This window comes from Thermococcus sp. 5-4 (genome assembly GCF_002197185.1).
In the GTDB taxonomy this organism is placed as follows: domain Archaea; phylum Methanobacteriota_B; class Thermococci; order Thermococcales; family Thermococcaceae; genus Thermococcus; species Thermococcus radiotolerans.
Genome location: NZ_CP021848.1, coordinates 441,821 through 461,253, shown reverse-complemented (window position 1 = coordinate 461,253; position 19,433 = coordinate 441,821). Strand labels below are relative to the sequence as shown.

The following is a 19,433-nucleotide window of genomic DNA, read 5'->3' as shown; positions in this document are numbered from 1 at the left end:
CTCACTCCACCATTTTGAGGAATATCTCCTCAAGGCTCGGGGCCTTGATCTGCATGGTGAGAATCTTAGCCCCCCGTGCGGCAACGAAATCGTGAATCTGCTCCCTGATGTCCTCCGATGCCACTATGCGGTACTTCTTCTCGCCCAGCGGCGTGACCTTCCACTCGACCCCCGTGAAGTCCACCGGAACGTTGGTCTCCACCACGATTGTGTAGCCCGCCTTCTTCAGGAACTCCCTCTTGATGTTGTCAAGGTTGTCCTCAACCCGGAGCTTACCCTTGACTATTACGCCGACGGTATCGCATATCTCCTCGACGTGAGCCAGTATGTGGCTCGAGAAGAAGACGGTCTTCCCTGCCTTCTTCTGCTCTTTGATGATGTCCTTGAACTCTGCTATTCCCGTCGGGTCGAGGCCGGTCATCGGCTCGTCAAGGATCAGGAGCTCCGGGTCGTTGATGAGCGCCTGGGCGAGCAGGAGGCGCTGCCTCATTCCCTTCGAGAACTTGCCGACCTTCCTATCACGTTCCTCCCACAGGTTGACCAGTTCAAGGAGCTCCCTGATGTTCTTCTCCCTCTCGGCCTTCGGGATTCCGAACGCGTCGGCTATTATCTCAAGGGTCTGAACCGGGGTGAGGAAGTCCCAGAGGGTGGCGTGCTCCGGCATGTAGCCTATGCGTTTTTTGGCCTCAACGAGCCGGTTCTCGTTGAACTTTCCATCGGCGAAAACCTCAAGGTCGAAGAGCTGAATCCTTCCCTCCTGAGGGAATATCAAACCAAGAGTGCTGAGGATGGTGGTGCTCTTTCCGGCGCCGTTGGGGCCGAGGAAGCCGTATATCTGGCCGGGCCTGACCTCAAGGTTCAGGCCATCGAGGGCGCGAACGTCCTTGTAAACTTTAACGAGATTCTCGATTCGTATCATCGTCATCACCTCAGATCCATGCGGAGGAAGCGGTAGAAGCCGATTCCAAGGTACACCAGCGTGAGCCCCACGAGTATTCCGAAGTTCGTGAGGTTGTTCCTGATGGCATAGGCCATACCGCGGTACTCGGCGGTGGCACTGTTGATGTTACCCTGGGTGTCCGATAGCGTCCCAACGTCCCCCGTGATAACGCCAACCTGGGAAGTAGGGACGTAGAACAGGTACTTGGTGGTGTACTCCTTCTGGAGCGCCTTGATATCCTCATATCCCATGTTGGGGTTGTTAAGACTGTCCCTGATGGCCAGATATCCAACGATGTTCGGCATTATGAGGAAGAGCACGAACGCCAGCACGAGGGCCGCCCCAAGGGCCGAGCTGGAGGACTTGATGACGGTCGAGAGGATGTAGCCCAATGCAACGAGCTGAACCATCGCCAGGAGGAGCAGCATGTTGAGCAGCAGGACGTCAACGACGAGCTGACCGCTTAACGGTGCACCCAGATAGACCACGCCAAGTATTCCGACGAGCGTGGATATCAGAAGCGCCATCAGCAGGACGGCGGAGTGGGCAAGGAACTTGCCGCCAATGTAGCCCAGCCTCTTTACAGGCTTGCTCATGGCAACGCGCAGCGTTCCCTTCTCAATCTCGCTGTTTATCGCGGTGGCACCCATCAGGAGGGCGAGGATTCCGATGAAGAAGCCCGCCATTCCGGTGACGAACTGTATGAGGAACGTCATTGCACCCTCGACGGTGAGGTCCTCAACCCCCGCGCTCTTCATTATGTAGAAAACCGGGATGTAGAGGAGTATCATGATTCCCAGAATCAGCCAGAGCTTCTTAGTTCGAAGGCTCTGCTTAAACTCAAGCTGAAATCCCCAAAGCATGCACATACCCCCTTATTGCGATGTCGGAGTGAATCCCCCTCACTCGACTACAACTAACACAAGGAGTATAAAAATTTTGCCTATCGAGTTGAAGCGATGACGCCCCTTCAAGGTTGCCAATCGAAGTCACATCTCCAGTTATAAGGTTCCCAAACATACCTTCCACCCCGATGCATCGAACTTCGAGGTATTGTTGGTGTCAAGATATTTAAGGCTTTGGGCTTGACGAGACAGAAAGTTAGAGGTCTGCGAGCCTCAAAACATCCTCCCACTTCGTGCAGTGTTCTTTCAGCCGCCTGAGAACCTCGGCACTTCCCCCCAGAACCGGCCAGAGTATCGAATCTATGTGGAGCGGCGGAATCCCAGTTTTCCCCGCAATTCTTCCCCAGAAGCTCACCGGCGGCTCGTTCGTGAACCTCTTAGTGTAGGCGTTTATCCTCACGTCGTCGGGTATCTCGATGACCATTGGGTAAGGCACGAACTCCCCAAAGGCTATCCTGCCCGCGTAGCCGAACATCTTGACGGCGAAGACTATCGTCTTGGCGCTTCTCTTCGAGCCGAGGGCCTTTGCAAGCTCGTCGCGAAGGCGTTCCATGCCGTTGAAGTAGTAGTCCCTCAGGCCACTTAGGGAGAGCGAATCGAGAAAAGGCTCGAGCCTTTCCAGCCTCCTCACCTTTCCGGCGACCAGCCTTCTGTTGGTCCTCGAATTCGGCAGAAAGGAGGAGTACGCCTCGGCTATGCTTCCCGCAGGCGGGTTCTCGGAAAAGTACCTGGAGAACTCCCACCACCACCGTTCGCCCTTCGCCGTCAGCTGATAGCTCACAATGGAATTCGCTATGACCAGCTTGATAAAGAGCTCATCGTCCCCAAGGTTCGCATGGAGGTTTTTGAGGGCATCGAACTGGAGGTCAACCCTCTCCTCGATGGTTCGGGCGCAGTCGAGGCCAAGTTCGCTTAGGATCTCTCTGAGAACCTCCACCTTTTTCTCGTTGGCCTTATATTTTACCCTGATGAACCTATCCAGCGTCACCTCAACCACCCACGGATTTTATCAGCCTCTCAAGGAACGCGCTGTCACCTATTACCTCCGCACCGGCGTTGTTGGGCAGACCGAGCTCGACCTTTGCCCTTATCCCGTGCTCCCGCAGGTAGTCGTGGGCCTCAGCGTTGAGCCTCTGAAAGTCATTCCTGAGTATCAGCCCGTAAACCGTAGGTCCCCAGGAGCTCTGACCGCAGCCGTAGGTTTTCTCCGCCAGAAAGTCGAGTATAAGCTTAACGTCCTCCCTGAACTCGCCACCCTGATACGGCTCGAAGTGCTTTCCAACGAGCCTCTGTATCGCGGAGAGGTGCTCGCCAAAGGTCTTCACGTCCCTCTCCCTCAACGCGGGCAAAAGGCCGAGCAGAACCCGGTGGCTTATCTCCATGGCAACGTCGGCCCTTCCAACAACGCCCGCCATCACGGGCTTTTCCTCCTCCTCGTCGAGGCCGGGCTTGAGCTCGGGAATAACCAGCAGAAAAGCCCACTCCTCCGGGAAGTCCTCGCGGAATATAAGCGGGGGAAGGCCATCCCTGACGCCGCCGTCTATCACAAAACCACCGTAGGCGAAGGAGTAGATTCCGGCACCGCCGTTCTTGCCCCTTCCAAGAATCCTCGCCAGCTCCTCTACCGAGACGTTCAGGTTCTTCAGCCTCGCTATCCCTGTCGCAACGGCCAGGCTGAGCTGGGTCGTGGAGCCCAGGCCCACGTGCCGGGGGATGGCCTTTCTAACCTCGACGATGTAGTTGACCCCTGTCTCATAGGCTGAGTTCATGCGCTTTATGGCGAATTCGATGGTTTTTCTGTCCTCGCCCTCAGCCGCTATCTCCATGGCCTCGCCCTCAATGATTTTAACTTCGTAGCCGCCTTCGAGGGCAACGCCGAGGCTCCCGAATCGCCTCCCAAATGTGGCGGCGGGGTCTATGAGACCGAGATGAAGCCTCCTAGGAGTGCGGATTATCATGAGGATCACCAGAACTGGAAGGGCGAAAGTCCTTTTATACCCAGCGGCCATTTCAATGTGGAGGGTGAAACCATGAAGTTCGCGGGGATTGATTTAAGGGAGCCCAGGATAATGGGCGTCATCAACGTTTCGCCGGAGAGCTTCTACAAGGGGAGCGTCAGGAACGACGAGGACCGACTGATCGAGACCGCGGTAAAGATGGTCGAGGATGGGGCGTCTTTCATCGACATCGGCGCCAAATCAACCGCCCCCTACCTTGAGACCCAGATTCCGGTCGAGGAAGAGGTAAGGAGAGCCGTTTGGGCGATTAAGACCATTCGCGACCACGTTGACGTTCCCATAAGCATAGACACCACTAGCGCGAGGGTGGCCGAGGAAGCGCTCAAAGCGGGAGCGGATATTATAAACGACGTCACCGGCCTGAAGGGAGACCCGAAGATGGCAGAGGTGGCCAGGGACTACGGGGCTCCTGCAATAGTTTGCGCCCATGGAGAAGTGAGGAACCTCAGCGACCCGGTTCACACCGTGATAGACTTCCTGGAGGAGAGTCTCATCATAGCCGAGAGGCACGGTATCGAGGAGATAGCCATAGACCCGGCGATAGGCTTCCTCCGCCCGGAGTGGCCGCCCTGGTACGAGTGGGACTCGAAGGTCATAGCCAACCTCGACATCCTTAAAATCTTCGGAAGGCCAATCCTCGTCGGAGTATCCAGGAAGTCCTTCATAGGGGCGATAACCGGAAGAAAAGACCCGGCGGAGAGATTGCCTGGAAGTTTATCGGCAACGGCAATAGCCGTCCTAAAAGGAGCGCACATCGTTAGAACGCACGACGTCAAAGAGACCCTCGACGCGGTCAGGGTGGCCGCATTCATTCGGCGCTTTTCACCTTGACTTCCTTCCATTCTTCGACGAGCGTCGCCAGCAACGAGAGGGCCACGGGTCCGATTATTATTCCAACGAAACCGAAGGCCAGATAACCGCCGAAGATTCCAACGAGTGAGATGAGCGCGTTGACGCCCTTCTCCCTTGTTCCAAGCCTGGGCCTCAGGAGTATATCGGGAAGAGGTGAGATGAAGACGATTCCGTAAAGGGCAAACACAATGGCGCCGGCAACGTTGCCGCTGTTGAGCATGTAAACCGCCCCGGCAAGCCAGACAACCCAGCCTCCGAAAACGGGGAGGAGCTCAAAGATAACGGTGAAGATTCCAGCAGCTATGGCTCCTCCGGGCTTGGCGAGTTCAAAGAGAATGAAACCACCGGCGGTGAAGACACCCTTGAGGATGCTGATGGCCAGCCAGCCGCGGAGGAGGCTGTGGAGTGTCTCGCCGGCCTTCTCGAGGAGTTTTATTGCCAGCTCCCTATTCTCGGGCGGTAGGAGCGAGTAGACCTCTCTCCGAATGGCCCGGGCGTTTATGAGCATGCCGTAAAAGGCAAAGACCATAACTATGGCCTGGAGGGAGAGCTTGGGAAGGGAGTAGGTGTAGCCGAGAACGTACTCCTCAAAGCGATTCGGGATGTCCTCTGCGAGCTTCTGGAGGAGTTCGTAGACGGCAGCCGGAAGGTTCCAGGTGAGGAGCCACTCGAAGAAGGCGTTGATGTAGTACGCTAGCGAGCTCTTGACGTCGTTTATCCAGAGGGCGAATCCGATTATGAAGAGGAAGGTGATCAGGGTGAGAATGGCCGTCATGGTGAACGCCGAGACCCTGTTGCCGGTTTTCTTCGCCAGTCTCTCGTGGAGGGGGTAGAGGATGTAGGCGAGCGTCACCGCCAAGATGATGGGAGAAAGGATGGGACTAACCGTTTCCCATACGAGGTAAAGGACTATGAGCGAAACCGCTATCCAGATTCCCGCCTCAAGCTCCATCCAGCATCCCCAGGTACTTCAGTATAAGTTCCCTCGCGCTCGGCTTGTTGAAGACTATGAGGGTCTTGGTACCCTCGTCAAGGATGAAATTCTTCCCAAGGGCTAATAAACCTTTCTTGAGCTTGTGAATCTCCGCCTTCTCGAAGTCTATGCTCTCCCTGACTTCCTCAGGCGCACCCGTCTCCTCTAATGCCTTCTCCAGCCTGTTGAGAACGCTCTGGTTGAGGAACTTTACCGGGCTCGGCCTGAACTCCTCGGCAACCGCTTCACTGCCGTCCATGTAGATTCCCCAGAACTCCTTGGCGCACTCGAAGGGATAGACGTAGTCCCCCCCGTAGTCGGGGAGGTACAGCTCCCTGATGATGGCAAGGAGAAGCCTCCTGGCGTCGCCGCCGTAGAACTCCACCTCAAGGTGAAACTTCCCATCGGCGAAGCCGTTCTCAAACACCTCGAGCTTCTCCTCGCAGAGCATGGCCATCACCCCGTTTTTATGTAAGCGCTAACGTACCTCGGATCGAGGAGCAGGGCGGTGCTCCCGAATATCCCGAAATCTGCCGGGGACGAGCCTTTGTAGATAACTATCCTCGGGTTGGTGACGTTGAGCATCTCCCCAAGTACGCTAACTGCGTAGTCGAGGTCGCCGGTCTCGTCAACCAAGCTTCCGGTAACGTTCATTGCGAACCACGTCCTACCGGTCGCGTATTTCTTTGTCTCGTTGATGCTCATGCCCCTGCCGTTGCTCACCGCCTGGAGGAAGCCCTGGAAGTACGTATCAACCATCTCGGTTATCATGGCCTTCTCCTCGTCGGTGAGGCCGCGCCATTCGGCGCCCATGTCCTTGTAGGGACCGGTCTTGAAGACCTCGACCTTTATTCCGTTCGTCTCGTAGTTCTGTTGGAGGTTGTAGTGAACGTAGATAACGCCTATACTCCCCACCTCTGCCAGGGGATCGGCTATTATTTCCTCGGCACCCACGGCTATGTAGTAACCGCCGGAAGCGGCTATACCTCCTGTGTACGCGACAACCGGCTTTACAAGGTTGAGCTTCCGGACCGTGGAATATATCTCCCTCACCGGCCCGACGTAACCGCCGGGGCTCTCTATCCACAGGACAACTCCCGCGATGGAATCGTTCTTGGCGATTTCCCTCAGGGTGGGAATCACGCTGAGGGCCGTGTAGTCGTCTATGAGGCCGAAGATGGGAACTATGGCTATCGTCGCGTTGCCCTCGGGCATGTTCTGCTCCCTCAACTGGGCCTTCAGAAAGTCAATCTGCCTCTGGAGTTCGTCTATCTGGAGCTGGTACGAGGTGGTGTTGCACGTGACGTTGGGCCCCTGGACGAGAACGGTGGTCGTGACGTTGGATGGATGATAGCCCTTCAGTTCCGAGTTCTGCATGTAGAGCAGGAGGACCGCTACACTCGACGCCGCGAGAAGGAGTATGAGAACCGCAGCAATGTACTTCCAGATGTTTTCCCTCATTCGCTCACCCACCTATATCTCCAGCCCGAACTTTTAAACCCTGTCCCTCGGTAAGCTTTTATATTCAGCGCTCAACTCTCTCGTAGGTGATAGTATGGAGATAGGCGTAACGATTTACCCGCACTTCGTCACCAAGGACAAGACCCTTGCGTCGGTTTTGGCGGACGTTAAGATAAAGAACTACGACTTCGTCTCGATATTTCCGCACACGCTGGGACTCATAATGAACGGCGTCGTCATCGAAAAGAAGCTCAGGAACATAGAAACGACCCTCCGCGGCGTCGGCATTGACTACCTCGTTAGAATGCCCACCTCCGTCAACCTGCGCGACCACATCTACTACACGCGCCACTTCCGCGTCGCCAGGGCGATGGCAGACGTAGCGATAAAGCTCGGTGCCAAGGTTATCGTGATGCAGAGCGGAAGAACCGGAAGGCTCGACCTTGAGATAGAGGCGATACAGCAGCTCGCCGACATGGTGGCGCCGTTTAACATAAAGATAGCCCTTGAGAACACCTTCAGCGTCAAGGACACGCTCTACGTGGTTGACAACGTGGACAGGGAGAACGTTGGATTTGCCCTCGACGTGGCCCACGCCTTCCTCAGCGCCCAGGGCGATGCCGACAAGCTGCTTGAGGACGTCAAGCTCGGAACTGACAAGACGGTAATACTCATGATACACGACAACTTCGGAAAGCTCTTCCCGCAGGTTGAGCCCGAGGATGCCCTCGCCTACGGCGTCGGCGACCTGCACCTGCTCCCGGGGGAGGGAAGCATACCCTTCGGAAAGGTTCTCAAGCTCTTCGGAGACGTTCCTCTCCTCCTGAAGGTCAAAGACCCGGAGAAGTTTGCGAAGGTTCCGACAAAGATGGGGCTCATAGAGCTGCTGACGAGCCTATAGCCCCAGCCTCTCCCCTATTACTTTGAAAACCTCGGCGAAGGCCCTCCCTATTGCTTCCTTCCTCCTTGAGAAGTGAGTAACGTCTTCGCTGAAATTCTTCATCAAAATCTCGACGGCTTCCTCCACCGTTATCTTCCCCTCGAGCCACGCGTAGGCGAATATTGCCTCCGCTATGTCGCCCTTGCCGTGCTTGTCGGTTCTCGGAGGAATAACGTGCCTCAACCCGGCCAGCTCGAGGGCTATGCTCAGCGAGGCGTTCGGAACCCTCTCGCCCGTCGGTCGTCCAAGGTATTCGCTCAGAGCCAGCGAGAAGACGAAATTGACCAGCGAATCTCCGAACTTTGAAAGTCCCTTGTCGGTGAAGTCCATCTCGTACCTCAAGCTCTCACCCACTTCCTCTCCGAGAGCCAGGCTTTAAGGTTTTTGAGGTGTGGAACCGTGGCGGTGAGTATCACCGCGTATAGGAGAAGTGTCAGCCCGATGCTGTAGGCAACGTACGGCTCATCGGAGAAAACCCTGAACGTCACCGCGTCAACGAAGTGGACGAGCGCCCAGTTGGGGTTCTCCATGTGGACGTGGAACCAGAACGCTGAGGGCTGCATTATGGGCCAGATTCCGGCGTACACCGCGGTAAACAGTGAGAGAATCGTCACGGCACCCCCTTCAAGCGCAGCGAGTATGATCAAGAACGCCACCAGAGGAACGAGGTACTGTGGGTTGACGCGCCAGTACGTGGCCGTGAAGACGGCGTACGCAAGGGCGGCCGAGACTGCCAGATTTCGGTTAAACGCATGCCTGATGAGAACCAGCGAGAGAAGAACGAGGGCCGGAACGTACCAATGCCGGAGAACGGGGAGGGTGTCGCTTCCCTCGGTCATGTGGAGGTAAGTCGCGAGGCTCGAGACCCCGTTCATGCTGTAGGAGAGCGGAACGGTGTACGAGACGTTCAGCCCCCTCAGCAAATCCGGTAACCCCTTCAGACTCGATGGACAGAGGAGTATCATGGGAAGGAACGGAAGAAGACCGCCAAGCAGGAAGAAGGCAATGCGCTGGACGGCCCTCCTCCCCCCCAGCACCGCATCCCAGAGGGAGAGAAGCGCCGGAAATACGAGCGTGTGCTTGACAGCGAGGGAAAATCCGTAGAGGGCATAGGAGAGACGCTCCCTGCCCGTTAGGTAAAGGCCGAGGAGGAAAAATGCGAGCGCAAGCCCGTCGAACATCCCGTAAACGGCAGAGACGTGTATCGTGATAGGGTTGAGGTAGTAGAGTGCAGCGCCGAGGATGGCGAGCTTTTTGCTTTTCTCCCGCAGGAGAAGGTACAGGAGAAAGGCCACGGCAGTGTCGGCGAGGAGGAAAACCAGCTTGACGGAGAACGCCCACGTCGGGTCAACGTAGACGTAGTAGTTCCCACCGCTCCAGAAAGCCCTGACGGAACCCTCGGCAACGTACCTGATGAAGGCAAGGATGTATGCCATGACCGGGCCGTAGACGTAGGGCCAGGGATAGGGCCAGCCCTTATTCCAGAAGCCGGTCGCGTCGGCATAGGAGTAGAAGCACGCCTTGTGCTCAATCATGGTTCCGGCAAAGCCGTAGAACTGGGCCAAATCGCTGCCGGCTGAATACGGCGCAAGGGCAAGCCTCAGGGAGAGGCCGGACAGTATGATTAGGAGCAGGAGATATCTCGAACGTTCCAAGCATTCCACCCCGGAGGGGGTCGTTGATTTCAACTTAAAGTTAGAAGAGTTCGGCATTTAAGGGTTTGGGTGGGAACGGAAAATGAGAGAAGGGACTCACTCGCTTATGGCAGCCTTCCATGCGTCGAGAACGGCCCTGGCCCTGTCGAATATCTTCTGAGCAGCCTCCTCAAGGGCCTTCTCCGGGGTCACCTTGCCGTCGGTGACGATCCTGAACTTGGGCTTCCTGGCCATAAGGACCGGGTGCTCGATGGTGTAGCCCGCGAAGGTCACGTGCTTGTTCTCGTGGAGCACCTCGTTGAGCAGGTTGGCGAAGGTGTGATCCTCCCCCTCAAGGTAGAACTCGAGGACGTTTTCCTCACGCTTGATGACCTCAATCTTCATTTTCCTCACCCTCTAAGTGTTTGAGCAGTATCTCCAGCGCCTGCTCCTTGTTCTTCACCAGTTCGTATTTAAACTTATCCTCCTTCCACTCGGCGAGGCCGAGTCCAACGAGCAGGTCAATGACCTCCATGGGGTCGATGCCCTTGAGAACCGCCACAGGAAGGATAACCTCCCTTATCTGCCTGGTGGTCTGAAGGGAGATGTCCGAGAGGTATTCGCCGAGAGTCCCCGTCAGGGCAACCAGCTCCTCCCAGGGCATGGACGTTATCAGCTCGCCCTCCCTCACTTCAACGGTTTCGCCCAGGAGTTCCAGGGTCTTTACGAGTATCGGGGTCGAGACGCTCGCCCCGGATTCCCTGAGAAGGTCGTCTATCGTGTAGCGGTAGAGGCCGCGTCTGTCTGGGTACAGCTTGGCCCTGACGCGGTTGTGTATCTCCCTTATCCTGCGGATGGCTTCCCTGATGTCCTCCTTGGTTCCCTGAACGTTTATCTTGAGGTCGTTGAGCTTGGCGTGAACGTAGATGAACGCGGGAAGGCGAAGCCTCTGGAGCTCTCTGAGGAACTCCTCCTTCTCCCTGTCGTCCCGGACGTGAATCGTTATTACCTTCTTTGCCCTCGCCATGCTCACACCTTCAGCTTCCTGTAGAGGGAGGACAGCTTCCTGGTCTCGACGTGGCCGCAGCGCGGGCATACCAGCTTGTCGCCGCGCCTCACGAGGGGAGCCCTGCACCGGGAGCATAGGGCGTAGATAACACCCAGGTCGTGGCCCTTGGTGGACAGCTGGATTGGACTCTTCTCGTTTGCTATGACCCTCGCCCTGATGATGTCGCCTATCTTGAACTCGCTGCTCATGCCCTCCACGTAGCCCTCCCTGACCTGGGAGATGTGGATTCCGGCGAGTTTCGATGTCGCTATCTCCCTGTCGTTCCTCCCCTCGATTTTAATGAGCTGAACTATCGCCGCCTGGGGCTTGACCTCGAGTATCTTCGCGATAACGATGTCGCCCGGCTGCGGAAGCGGGGGTGTGTCCGTCACGGGCTCAACGCTTATCTCCATTTTATCCGGGTCTATCCTTACCTTACCTGCCCTTATTGCATAGAGCTCACCGTTCTCCTCCTTAACGCCCTCGCCGGGAAAGTACTCCTCGATGACGCCGAGGTAGTCCCCAGGAAGAACCAGGTCACCGTTCCTTGCACTCCTCTTTTCATCCATTCTCCCACACCTCCATGAAAGTTCCAGCCCGGATTTTTTAAGCCTTTGCCATCTGGGGAGAATTTATAAAGGCAGGGGGAAAAGTTTTAGTAATTCCAATTGAGCCTATGGTGGTGGTTAAGGATGAGAATGCTTCTGATACACAGCGACTATTTGGAATACGAGGTAAAAGACAAGGCCCTTAAGAGCCCCGAGCCGATAAGCGAGGAGCAGAAGAAGGGCAGGCTTGACGAGGTTCTGGCGGTTTTCATGAGCGTTGAGAAGGCCGACGAGACCAACCCGGAGGAGGTCGTTGAGAAGGCCGTTGCCGAGATTAAGGACGTTGCATCGCAGGTTAAGGCCAACAGGATATTCGTTTACCCCTTCGCACACCTCAGCAGTGAACTTGCGAAACCTGACGTGGCGCTGAAGGTTCTCCAGATGATCGAAGAGAGGCTGAGAGATGAGGGCTTCGAAGTCAAGCGCGCCCCCTTCGGCTATTACAAGGCCTTCAGGCTGAGCTGCAAGGGACACCCGCTGGCCGAGCTCAGCAGGACGATAGTCCCGAGCGGCGAGGCGGTCAGCAAGGAGGAGCGCAACATAGCCCTCGAGAAGGAGGAGGAGCTCAAGAGCTACTGGTACATCCTCACGCCCGAGGGAGAGCTCGTTGAGGTCGAGAAGTTCGACTTTACAGGGCATGAGAACCTCAGGAAGTTCGCCAACTACGAGATAAGCAAGAGCAGGGTGGCGGAGAGGGAGCCGCCCCACGTCAGGATAATGCTAGACCAAGAGCTAGTTGACTACGAGCCAGGAAGCGACCCCGGAAACCTCAGGTACTACCCGAAGGGCAGGCTCATCAAGGGTCTCCTCGAGCAGTACGTCACCGAGAAGGTCATAGAGTACGGCGCCATGGAGGTCGAGACCCCGATTATGTACGACTTCGAGCACCCGGCGCTCGAGAAGTACCTGAACAGGTTCCCGGCGAGACAGTACGTGGTGAAGAGCGGCGACAAGAAGTTCTTCCTCAGGTTTGCGGCCTGCTTCGGCCAGTTCCTCATCAAGAAGGACGCCACGATAAGCTACCGCAACCTGCCGCTCAGAATGTACGAGCTGACGAGATACTCGTTCAGGCGCGAGAAGAGCGGAGAGCTCTCCGGCCTCAGGAGGCTCAGGGCCTTCACGATGCCGGATATGCACACCGTAGCTAAAGACCTCAAGCAGGCCATGGACGAGTTCAAGAAGCAGTACAAGCTCAGCATGGAGGTTCTCCGCGGCGTTGGCCTCACCCCTGACGACTACGAGGTTGCCATAAGGTTCACCGAGGACTTCTGGAAGGAGAACAGGGACTTCATCATCGAACTGGCGAACATAATCGGCAAGCCGGTCCTCATCGAGATGTGGAAGCAGAGGTTCTTCTACTTCATACTCAAGTTCGAGTTCAACTTCGTGGACAACCTCGACAAGGCCGCAGCCCTGAGCACCGTCCAGATTGACGTCGAGAACGCAGAGCGCTTCAGCATAACGTACTACGACGAGGAAGGAAAGGAGCGCTACCCGCTCATCCTCCACTGCTCGCCCAGCGGCGCCATCGAGCGCGTTATGTACGCAATCCTCGAGAAGCAGGCCAAGCTCCAGGCGAAGGGTGTAAAACCGATGTTCCCGCTCTGGCTCAGCCCGATACAGGTCAGGGTAATCCCGGTCAGCGACGAGGTTCTCGACTACGCGCTCTACGTTGCAGGAAAGCTCGAAGGCGCGAAGATTCGTGTTGACGTTGACGACACCGGCGACAGGCTCAACAAGAAGATAAGGAAGGCCGAGAAGGAGTGGGTTCCATACGTCATCGTCGTCGGCAGGAACGAGAAGGAGCAGGGCACCGTAACCGTCAGGAGGAGGAGCGACGGAACGCAGGTAGAGATGCAGCTCGAGGATCTCATCAAGGAGATAAAGGGCCAGACCGAGGGCTTCCCCTACAGGCCGAGGCCCCTGCCGTTACTCCTCAGCAGGCGCCCCAAGTTCAGGGGCTGATTTTTCTTACCTTCAACTTTTCCATTCCCTTCCTCTTCGTAACACGGAAGGAATACATCTCAGGCTCAAAATCCTCGTAAGGTGCGGATATAAGGTACAACGCTTCTTTGAGCCCTGTTTCTTCCAGCCACGATTTGGCGAGGATCACGTAGTCACTTATCCCGGAAACCCACGCCACAAAGCGGGTTGAGACGACGTCTCTGTTCAGGGCCAACACCAAGATGGAGTCCGGAAGTTGGCGGGTTCTGGACGCTAGGGTCTGGTTCAAGAGTTTTAGAGTGTTTTCCTCACCAAGGAGCAGTGAGACCCCATCCAGTGTGTAAACCAAGCGGAAAACAGGCCTACAACTAACCAGTTCCCGAAGGTAAACGTCATATATCCTGTCGATCTTGGGATTTAGGGTCTCGGGCTCAACTTTGTCCAAGTAGAAGACGTTCGGGAGTGACTCCTTTGAACCGTATCTCGTGCCGAATAGGTCTATTACAGCGACATTTCCGTCGTGAAGTGCCTTCTCCATATCAAAACCAACGGTACCGGTCTTTCGTATTAACGACCTGATTGGTCCCACATAGTTGGACACAATGCCTACACGACCGTTCTCAACCGCATGCCTTAGGAGAAGGAGGGGTATCCTCCACGCGGAAGAATAGGCGTCGTAGATGATGCTGACGGTAGAACCGGGAAGGCATTCCTCCCGGAAGATGTCAATAACGTTCATCTCCATTGCCCTTCCCCCAGTAAAGGTGAGGGGAAGGAAACTATGCCGCTCCCTTCATGCCGGAGGTTATCTCGTTGAGGAAGTCCCTGGCCTCTTCGCTGAAGTCAGTCATTGGAACCTCCTTGCCGTACTTGTCGTAGATTTTGCCGTCCCTGAAGTTTATCTCAAAGACCTCGTAGCGCTCCTCGCTCTTCTCGTGGTGCTTTATGCCGTGTCCCTTGAGGTGCCTCTCGAGGCTCTCGACGTCAACGTACTTCCCGCACTCCTCGCACTTGTAGAACTGCCAGAAGATGTAATCCTGGCCGGCGAGCATGTTGTTCTTGATGTGGTTGATGAAGGCCCCCCCGAGGTACTCGTAGAAGTCCTCCTGGATGAGGTTATCCCCATCCTCGACGACCTTGAAGCCGCTCCAGACTATGTGGTCGTTTATGTCCGCGAGGGTCGCCTTAAGGTAGCGGTAGGTCAGTATGAAGACGCCGTTGTGGACGAAGAAGACGCTCTTGTCGGGTATGGCGATTATCCTGATTCCCTCGCCGCTCCCGTTTTCGGCCATCTTCTCGGCGTGCTCCCTGTTGTCGGCGACCTCTATCGTGACCCTGACGTTGCTCTTCTTGTGAAGTCCGATTATCTTTCCACCGTTTATCTCCCAGTGATAGTCATCCAGATATCTCACCTGGGCATAGACCTTCTTGATTCTCGGGCTCAGCTCACCGTAGGCCATTAATCACCACCGTGAGAAAATCACCCCCAACGTTAATAAGCTTTAGCGGAAAATTTTAAAAAGGGTCGTTCCGGCATGGGATGGCTCCGATGATGGAAAGCTACCTTCCAAAGCGCCTCTGCCTCTTCTGGTACTCGCGAATGATTCTGAGGAAGTCTATCTTCCTGAACTCGGGGAAGTAAACGTCAACGAAGAAAAGCTCGCTGTAGGCGATTTGATACAGGAGGAAGTTGCTTATCCTCTCCTCCCCACCGGTTCTTATAACGATGTCCGGGTCGGGCATGTTCGGGTAGTACAGGTACTCCTTTATGAGGTCCTCATCAACGTCCTCAGGCGTTACCTTTCCGGCCAAGGCGTCCCTCACTATGTCCCTCACGGCGTCGGCTATCTCGCTCCTCCCCCCGTAGGCGAGGGCGATGTTGAGGGTGTAGTTGCCGTACTTCCTCGTGGCTTTCTCGGCCTCCTCAGCGGCTTTCCTGACGTTTTCAGGCAGGAGCTCCCTCCTCCCCAGGACGTTCACCCGGATCCCGTACTTGTGAACCCTCTCGTCCTCGAGGAGCTCCTTGAACTTCTCCTCGAAGAGGTTCATGAGGGCGTTTACCTCCTCGGGGGTTCTCTTGAAGTTCTCGGTGGAGAAGGCGTAAACGGTGAGTGTCCTTATGCCGAGCTCGCGGCACCACTCGAGTATCTCCTCAAGCTTCTGGGAGCCGAAGAGGTGCCCGTACCACGGGGGTTTCTCCAGCTTCCGCGCCCATCTCCTGTTCCCGTCCATTATGATGGCCACATGCTTTGGAATTCTCCCGGACTTAACCTTGTCCAGAAGGTAGCCTTCGTAGACATCGTAAACGGGCTTGAATAAAATGTGGGGAACGTGGGAAAGGAGACGGGAAATCATGACCATCACTCAATCTTCTTCCTGCCGGAGAGGTGCATCTCGGCAAGCTCTATGTAAATCTCGGCGTTCTTCTTGGTCCACTCGATTTCCTCCTCACCGAGCTGCCTGACGACCTTGCCGGGAACGCCAACGACCAGGCTGTAGTCCGGTATCTCCTTACCGGGCGGAACGAGCGCCCCGGCACCGATGACGACGTGCTTGCCTATCTTGGCCCCGTCGAGTATGATGGCACCCATGCCTATGATGGTGTAGTCGCCTATCTCCGCACCGTGAACGACGGCGTTGTGGCCGATGGTGACGTACTTGCCTATTATCGTGGGCTGCCCGTGGGAGGTGTGTATGCTGACGTTATCCTGGACGTTCGAACCTTCGCCCACGTAAATCTGCTCTATGTCACCCCTCAGAACCGCCGACGGCCAGACGCTTGTCTTCGCCTCGAGGACGACATCGCCTATGACCGAGGCGGTCTCATCGATGAAAGCGGTCTCGTGAATTTTAGGCTTCTTTCCGGCCAACTCATAAATCGCCATGTTCATCACCGGCCTTAACTCCTCGACATAGCTTATAAACCTAACCGGGCAATATAGGATGAGGGAGTGCAATGAAGTACAGAAGGGGTGCCAGCGCGGAAAGGGAGCTTATAAAGATGCTCGAAAAGGCCGGTTTCGCGGTGGTGCGCTCCGCCGGGAGCAAGAAGGTTGATATCGTGGCCGGCAACGGGAAGGTCCACCTCTGCATAGAGGTGAAGAGCACCAGGAGCGAGAGGCTATACTTCAGCAGCGAGGATTACGAGAAGCTCGTCTCCTTTGCCGGAAAGTTCGGGGCAAAGCCTGTTATAGCGGTCAAGTTCGTGAACAACGGCTGGCGCTTCTTCCTCCCGGAGAGCCTCGAAAAAAGTGGCAAAAACTATAAGGTGGGCCTGCAAACAAAGAACTATCTTACCTTCGACGAAGTTATCGGGAGGCAGAGGTCCCTCGAAGGGGTGGTAAAGGGTGAAGTTTAAGGGCATGCTGCTGATAATCCTGCTGGTTCCGATTCTTCTTCCTAACGTGAGCGCCCAGTCACCGCTCGTAATAGTCCCGCTCAACGATGAGTTCACGGGTGTTCCAGGGGATACCATAATAATCCCGTTCCAGCTCAGAAACCTGGGGAATCAGACGGTGTCGAACGTCACAGTGTACGTTACAGGCCCAACTGAGGGCTTTCTCTACGGAAGCAAGGTGATAAGGGAACCTATAGGCCCAAACGAAACGATCCAGGACACAATCTCCGTCAAAATACTCAACCTTGACCCCGGACGGTACAACCTGACCCTCGTGGCGAGGGTCGGCTCCAGCTACTCCGAAGCCCAGATAACTGTCAGTGTTAAAACCCTCGTGGACTACGCACTCAGCATTGACGTCAACGACGAGTACACCTACGGCAGCAACGTCACCGTGAGACTGAAGATGACCTCCCAAGCGAACGGCGTTATCATAGGCCGGCTTGGATACACGCTCACCCGCGATGGCAGCGTTCTGGAAACGTTCGTCACCACGATATACCTCCGGCCGGGCGAGAGCTGGATAAAGGACGTAAAGCTCACGACGCCCAGGGTCGGCGATTACTCCGTGTACTTCTGGGCAAACTTCAGCGGGAGGTTCAAGAGCAAGACGGCAACGTTTCGGGTGTACCAGAGAAACCTGAGGTACGATGCATACTTCAGGGACGGGGCCATATACGTCCACGTTTACGACGAGAACGGTCAGGGCGTTCCGGACATCTCCGTGAAGATAAACGGGATACCCTTCAAAACCGACAACGAAGGAACCGTTTCGTACCTGGTAGATAAGCCGGGAACCTACGAGGTCATCCTGAACCTCGACGGAAAGATAGTGACGACCTTCGTTGAGGTTAGAAAGCTGTTCATAAGTGCCGCCCAAGAGAACGAGACGCTCCTCGTGAGGGTCGTGGATTCCACCGGAAACTCCGTCCCCAACATAACGGTCACCGCCTCTGGGCCTCTCGGCAAGGACTACTCGACCACGAACGCCTCCGGCCTGGCTGAGGTGGACCTTAAAAAGGTCGGCTACGGGACGATAATGCTCCGCGCGGAGAGCAGCAGGTACATAGGCGGCGAGGCCAGCGTGAAGGTAACGCAGCCGGTCACTCCAACCCCGACACCAACGACGACCACGACGCCCCCGCTGACCACTACCACCACCCCGACAAAGCCTCCGAGGAGCTACGGACCGCTGGCGGCCATACTCCTGATTGCTGGCGTAATCCTGGCCGGAACCTCGTATGCAGCGTTCTTCAGGCCGATAGTCCAGGAGGAGATGCTCGACAGGTACTACTTCGTCAAGGTGAAGGCGCCCAGGCTGAAGGGCGTTGATAACTTCAGGTTCGAGAAGGGCGTCAACGCGATAGAGGTCAAGGCAACCAAGGGCAAGGCCGAAATAGGTGACGGAACCGTTGTGTGGGAGATCGACCATCTGGAGCCAGAGGAGGAGGCCTACCTACAGGTCATCCTCGGCTGAATCCCTTTTCTTTCGTAAACCTTATTAACACGGGCGGATACATTCAGATGGAAATCTAAAGGAGGCGAAAGCCATGGTGGACATTGAACTGCTCAGGAAGGTTGTGGAAGCGCCGGGAGTTTCCGGCTACGAGTTCCTTGGAATAAGGGACGTCGTTTTTGAAGCCCTGAAGGACCACGTGGACGAGATATACGTTGACAAGCTCGGCAACGTTATCGCCCACAAGAAGGGGAACGGGCCTAGGATAATGATCGCGGCCCACATGGACAAGATAGGCGTCATGGTCAACCACATAGACAAGGAGGGCTACCTCCACGTCGTTCCCGTTGGAGGCGTTGACCCCAGAACCCTCGTCGCCCAGAGGATAAGGTTCTTCACCGAGAAGGGCGAGCGCTACGGCGTCGTCGGCCACATACCGCCCCACCTCCAGAAGCCGGAGGACAGGAAGAAGGCCGCCGACTGGGACACCATCGTTGTGGACGTTGGCGCGGACAGCAAGGAGGAAGCCGAGGAGATGGGCTTCCGCGTTGGAACCGTCGGTGAGTTCGCTCCAGCGTTCGTCCAGCTCAACGAGAACAGGATTGCGACGCCATATCTCGACGACCGCGTTTGCCTCTACGCCATGATAGAGGCCGCCAGAAGGGTTGAGAACCACGAGGTGGACATATACTTCGTTGCCTCCGTGCAGGAGGAGGTCGGCCTGAGGGGCGCCAGGGTTGCCAGCTACGCCATAGATCCCGAGATAGGCATAGCCATGGACGTCACCTTCGCCAAGCAGGTCGGCGACAAGGGCAAGATAGTTCCGAAGCTCGGCGGCGGCCCGGTCATGGACGTCGGTCCGAACATCAACCCCAAGGTTCGCGCCTTTGCCGACGAGGTTGCCAAGAAGTACGGCATAGAGCTCCAGGTCGAGGCCAGCCCAAGGCCGACCGGAACCGACGCCAACATAATGCAGATCAACCGCGAGGGCGTTGCGACGGCAGTCCTCAGCATACCGATACGCTACATGCACAGCCAGGTCGAGACCGCCGACCTGAGGGACATAGACAAGACCATCGAGTTCGCCAAGCACTTCCTCGAGGAGCTTCGCGAGATGGATCTCACTCCGTGAGGTCTCTTCTCTTCTTCCTTTGGAAAGGTTTATCTCCCCCAAGGAGAATTAGATAACGGTGGAAGGCGTGAGGGCAGAGCCTATACCGGCCCGATTCCCGCCTTCGATTGGGGGTTCCCGCAGTC

General features: G+C 56.1%; 22 protein-coding genes. 6 read left to right on the top strand and 16 right to left on the bottom strand.

Annotated elements, in window-relative coordinates:
• Position 1: 1 nt before the first annotated feature.
• From CDI07_RS02605 to CDI07_RS02590, 4 genes are all read right to left on the bottom strand, one after another.
• Positions 2-919: an ABC transporter ATP-binding protein gene (locus CDI07_RS02605; protein ID WP_088180119.1), complete on the bottom strand. Its 918-nt coding sequence runs from the start codon at positions 917-919 to the stop codon at positions 2-4.
• A gap of 5 nt (positions 920-924) precedes the next feature.
• Positions 925-1,803 carry an ABC transporter permease subunit gene (locus CDI07_RS02600; protein ID WP_088180118.1) on the bottom strand — a complete coding sequence of 293 codons (879 nt, stop codon included), beginning with the start codon at positions 1,801-1,803 and terminating at the stop codon, positions 925-927.
• 238 nt (positions 1,804-2,041) lie between these two features.
• Complete coding sequence (locus CDI07_RS02595) at positions 2,042-2,833, bottom strand: N-glycosylase/DNA lyase (RefSeq protein ID WP_088180117.1); 792 nt, start codon at positions 2,831-2,833, stop codon at positions 2,042-2,044.
• A 1-nt stretch (position 2,834) separates the two neighbouring features.
• Positions 2,835-3,803, bottom strand: a complete 969-nt coding sequence (locus tag CDI07_RS02590; protein ID WP_088180116.1) for a beta-ribofuranosylaminobenzene 5'-phosphate synthase family protein — start codon at positions 3,801-3,803, stop codon at positions 2,835-2,837.
• Positions 3,804-3,875: 72 nt separating this feature from the next.
• On the opposite strand from CDI07_RS02590, the gene folP reads away from it, so the two are divergent.
• Positions 3,876-4,694 (top strand): dihydropteroate synthase, encoded by an 819-nt coding sequence (gene folP / locus CDI07_RS02585; RefSeq protein ID WP_088180115.1) that lies wholly within the window; start codon positions 3,876-3,878, stop codon positions 4,692-4,694.
• Here folP and CDI07_RS02580 read toward each other — a convergent pair.
• From CDI07_RS02580 to sppA, 3 genes are read right to left on the bottom strand one after another with little or no spacing between them, the layout of a single operon-like run.
• Positions 4,672-5,667, bottom strand: coding sequence for an AI-2E family transporter (locus CDI07_RS02580; protein WP_088180114.1), 996 nt, complete (start codon positions 5,665-5,667; stop codon positions 4,672-4,674). The two genes, folP and CDI07_RS02580, sit on opposite strands and share 23 nt — an antisense overlap.
• Positions 5,657-6,139: a PH1570 family protein gene (locus CDI07_RS02575; protein ID WP_088180113.1), complete on the bottom strand. Its 483-nt coding sequence runs from the start codon at positions 6,137-6,139 to the stop codon at positions 5,657-5,659. Before CDI07_RS02575 ends, CDI07_RS02580 begins: the two co-directional genes overlap by 11 nt.
• 5 nt (positions 6,140-6,144) lie before the next feature.
• Positions 6,145-7,149 (bottom strand): signal peptide peptidase SppA, encoded by a 1,005-nt coding sequence (sppA, locus tag CDI07_RS02570; protein ID WP_088180112.1) that lies wholly within the window; start codon positions 7,147-7,149, stop codon positions 6,145-6,147.
• 94 nt (positions 7,150-7,243) lie between these two features.
• Between sppA and CDI07_RS02565 the strand changes: the two genes are divergently transcribed.
• Positions 7,244-8,050 (top strand): sugar phosphate isomerase/epimerase, encoded by an 807-nt coding sequence (locus CDI07_RS02565; protein ID WP_088180111.1) that lies wholly within the window; start codon positions 7,244-7,246, stop codon positions 8,048-8,050.
• Here the strand turns inward: CDI07_RS02565 and CDI07_RS02560 are convergent.
• From CDI07_RS02560 to CDI07_RS02540, 5 genes are all read right to left on the bottom strand, one after another.
• A complete protein-coding gene (locus CDI07_RS02560; protein ID WP_088181525.1) occupies positions 8,045-8,431 on the bottom strand; it encodes a ribonuclease III family protein in 387 nt (128 codons plus the stop codon). The two genes, CDI07_RS02565 and CDI07_RS02560, sit on opposite strands and share 6 nt — an antisense overlap.
• The gene (locus CDI07_RS02555) at positions 8,428-9,753 is read right to left on the bottom strand and encodes a hypothetical protein (RefSeq protein WP_226996621.1); all 1,326 of its coding nucleotides are present in this window, start codon (positions 9,751-9,753) and stop codon (positions 8,428-8,430) included. Before CDI07_RS02555 ends, CDI07_RS02560 begins: the two co-directional genes overlap by 4 nt.
• Before the next feature lie 87 nt (positions 9,754-9,840).
• Positions 9,841-10,128 carry a DNA-directed RNA polymerase subunit L gene (locus CDI07_RS02550; protein ID WP_088180109.1) on the bottom strand — a complete coding sequence of 96 codons (288 nt, stop codon included), beginning with the start codon at positions 10,126-10,128 and terminating at the stop codon, positions 9,841-9,843.
• Positions 10,118-10,750: a DUF2067 family protein gene (locus CDI07_RS02545; protein WP_088180108.1), complete on the bottom strand. Its 633-nt coding sequence runs from the start codon at positions 10,748-10,750 to the stop codon at positions 10,118-10,120. The genes CDI07_RS02550 and CDI07_RS02545 overlap by 11 nt, the downstream gene beginning before the upstream one ends.
• 2 nt (positions 10,751-10,752) lie before the next feature.
• Positions 10,753-11,340 carry an exosome complex RNA-binding protein Csl4 gene (locus CDI07_RS02540; RefSeq protein WP_088180107.1) on the bottom strand — a complete coding sequence of 196 codons (588 nt, stop codon included), beginning with the start codon at positions 11,338-11,340 and terminating at the stop codon, positions 10,753-10,755.
• Positions 11,341-11,463: 123 nt separating this feature from the next.
• Between CDI07_RS02540 and CDI07_RS02535 the strand changes: the two genes are divergently transcribed.
• A complete protein-coding gene (locus CDI07_RS02535) occupies positions 11,464-13,344 on the top strand; it encodes a threonine--tRNA ligase (RefSeq protein WP_088180106.1) in 1,881 nt (626 codons plus the stop codon).
• On the opposite strand, the gene CDI07_RS02530 is transcribed toward CDI07_RS02535, so the two are convergent.
• The 4 genes from CDI07_RS02530 to CDI07_RS02515 form a co-directional block, all read right to left on the bottom strand.
• Positions 13,334-14,068, bottom strand: a complete 735-nt coding sequence (locus CDI07_RS02530) for a hypothetical protein (RefSeq protein ID WP_088180105.1) — start codon at positions 14,066-14,068, stop codon at positions 13,334-13,336. The two genes, CDI07_RS02535 and CDI07_RS02530, sit on opposite strands and share 11 nt — an antisense overlap.
• Positions 14,069-14,102: 34 nt before the next feature.
• The gene (locus CDI07_RS02525; RefSeq protein WP_088180104.1) at positions 14,103-14,783 is read right to left on the bottom strand and encodes a TBP-interacting protein; all 681 of its coding nucleotides are present in this window, start codon (positions 14,781-14,783) and stop codon (positions 14,103-14,105) included.
• Between the two features lie 100 nt (positions 14,784-14,883).
• Positions 14,884-15,678, bottom strand: coding sequence for a polyprenyl diphosphate synthase (gene uppS, locus CDI07_RS02520; protein WP_088181524.1), 795 nt, complete (start codon positions 15,676-15,678; stop codon positions 14,884-14,886).
• Between the two features lie 5 nt (positions 15,679-15,683).
• Positions 15,684-16,208: a gamma carbonic anhydrase family protein gene (locus CDI07_RS02515; RefSeq protein WP_088180103.1), complete on the bottom strand. Its 525-nt coding sequence runs from the start codon at positions 16,206-16,208 to the stop codon at positions 15,684-15,686.
• A 71-nt stretch (positions 16,209-16,279) separates the two neighbouring features.
• Here CDI07_RS02515 and hjc point away from each other — a divergent pair, with 71 nt between their 5' ends.
• The 3 genes from hjc (at position 16,280) to CDI07_RS02500 (ending at position 19,308) form a co-directional block, all read left to right on the top strand.
• Entirely contained in the window at positions 16,280-16,681 is a 402-nt protein-coding gene (hjc, locus tag CDI07_RS02510) for a Holliday junction resolvase Hjc (protein ID WP_088180102.1), read from the top strand.
• Positions 16,671-18,197 (top strand): hypothetical protein, encoded by a 1,527-nt coding sequence (locus tag CDI07_RS02505; RefSeq protein ID WP_088180101.1) that lies wholly within the window; start codon positions 16,671-16,673, stop codon positions 18,195-18,197. The genes hjc and CDI07_RS02505 overlap by 11 nt, the downstream gene beginning before the upstream one ends.
• A 73-nt stretch (positions 18,198-18,270) precedes the next feature.
• Positions 18,271-19,308, top strand: coding sequence for a lysyl aminopeptidase (locus tag CDI07_RS02500; RefSeq protein WP_088180100.1), 1,038 nt, complete (start codon positions 18,271-18,273; stop codon positions 19,306-19,308).
• The last annotated feature ends 125 nt before the right edge of the window (positions 19,309-19,433 follow it).

Coding starts and splice junctions, on each gene's coding strand:
- hjc (WP_088180102.1), top strand. CDS start 16,280: ATGAAGTACAGAAGGGGTGCCAGCGCGGAAAGGGAGCTTATAAAGATG.
- CDI07_RS02565 (WP_088180111.1), top strand. CDS start 7,244: ATGGAGATAGGCGTAACGATTTACCCGCACTTCGTCACCAAGGACAAG.
- uppS (WP_088181524.1), bottom strand. CDS start 15,678: ATGATTTCCCGTCTCCTTTCCCACGTTCCCCACATTTTATTCAAGCCC.
- CDI07_RS02550 (WP_088180109.1), bottom strand. CDS start 10,128: ATGAAGATTGAGGTCATCAAGCGTGAGGAAAACGTCCTCGAGTTCTAC.
- CDI07_RS02515 (WP_088180103.1), bottom strand. CDS start 16,208: ATGGCGATTTATGAGTTGGCCGGAAAGAAGCCTAAAATTCACGAGACC.
- CDI07_RS02540 (WP_088180107.1), bottom strand. CDS start 11,340: ATGGATGAAAAGAGGAGTGCAAGGAACGGTGACCTGGTTCTTCCTGGG.
- CDI07_RS02500 (WP_088180100.1), top strand. CDS start 18,271: ATGGTGGACATTGAACTGCTCAGGAAGGTTGTGGAAGCGCCGGGAGTT.
- sppA (WP_088180112.1), bottom strand. CDS start 7,149: ATGAGGGAAAACATCTGGAAGTACATTGCTGCGGTTCTCATACTCCTT.
- CDI07_RS02545 (WP_088180108.1), bottom strand. CDS start 10,750: ATGGCGAGGGCAAAGAAGGTAATAACGATTCACGTCCGGGACGACAGG.
- CDI07_RS02590 (WP_088180116.1), bottom strand. CDS start 3,803: ATGATAATCCGCACTCCTAGGAGGCTTCATCTCGGTCTCATAGACCCC.
- CDI07_RS02600 (WP_088180118.1), bottom strand. CDS start 1,803: ATGCTTTGGGGATTTCAGCTTGAGTTTAAGCAGAGCCTTCGAACTAAG.
- CDI07_RS02575 (WP_088180113.1), bottom strand. CDS start 6,139: ATGCTCTGCGAGGAGAAGCTCGAGGTGTTTGAGAACGGCTTCGCCGAT.
- CDI07_RS02535 (WP_088180106.1), top strand. CDS start 11,464: ATGAGAATGCTTCTGATACACAGCGACTATTTGGAATACGAGGTAAAA.
- folP (WP_088180115.1), top strand. CDS start 3,876: ATGAAGTTCGCGGGGATTGATTTAAGGGAGCCCAGGATAATGGGCGTC.
- CDI07_RS02525 (WP_088180104.1), bottom strand. CDS start 14,783: ATGGCCTACGGTGAGCTGAGCCCGAGAATCAAGAAGGTCTATGCCCAG.
- CDI07_RS02530 (WP_088180105.1), bottom strand. CDS start 14,068: ATGGAGATGAACGTTATTGACATCTTCCGGGAGGAATGCCTTCCCGGT.
- CDI07_RS02580 (WP_088180114.1), bottom strand. CDS start 5,667: ATGGAGCTTGAGGCGGGAATCTGGATAGCGGTTTCGCTCATAGTCCTT.
- CDI07_RS02605 (WP_088180119.1), bottom strand. CDS start 919: ATGATACGAATCGAGAATCTCGTTAAAGTTTACAAGGACGTTCGCGCC.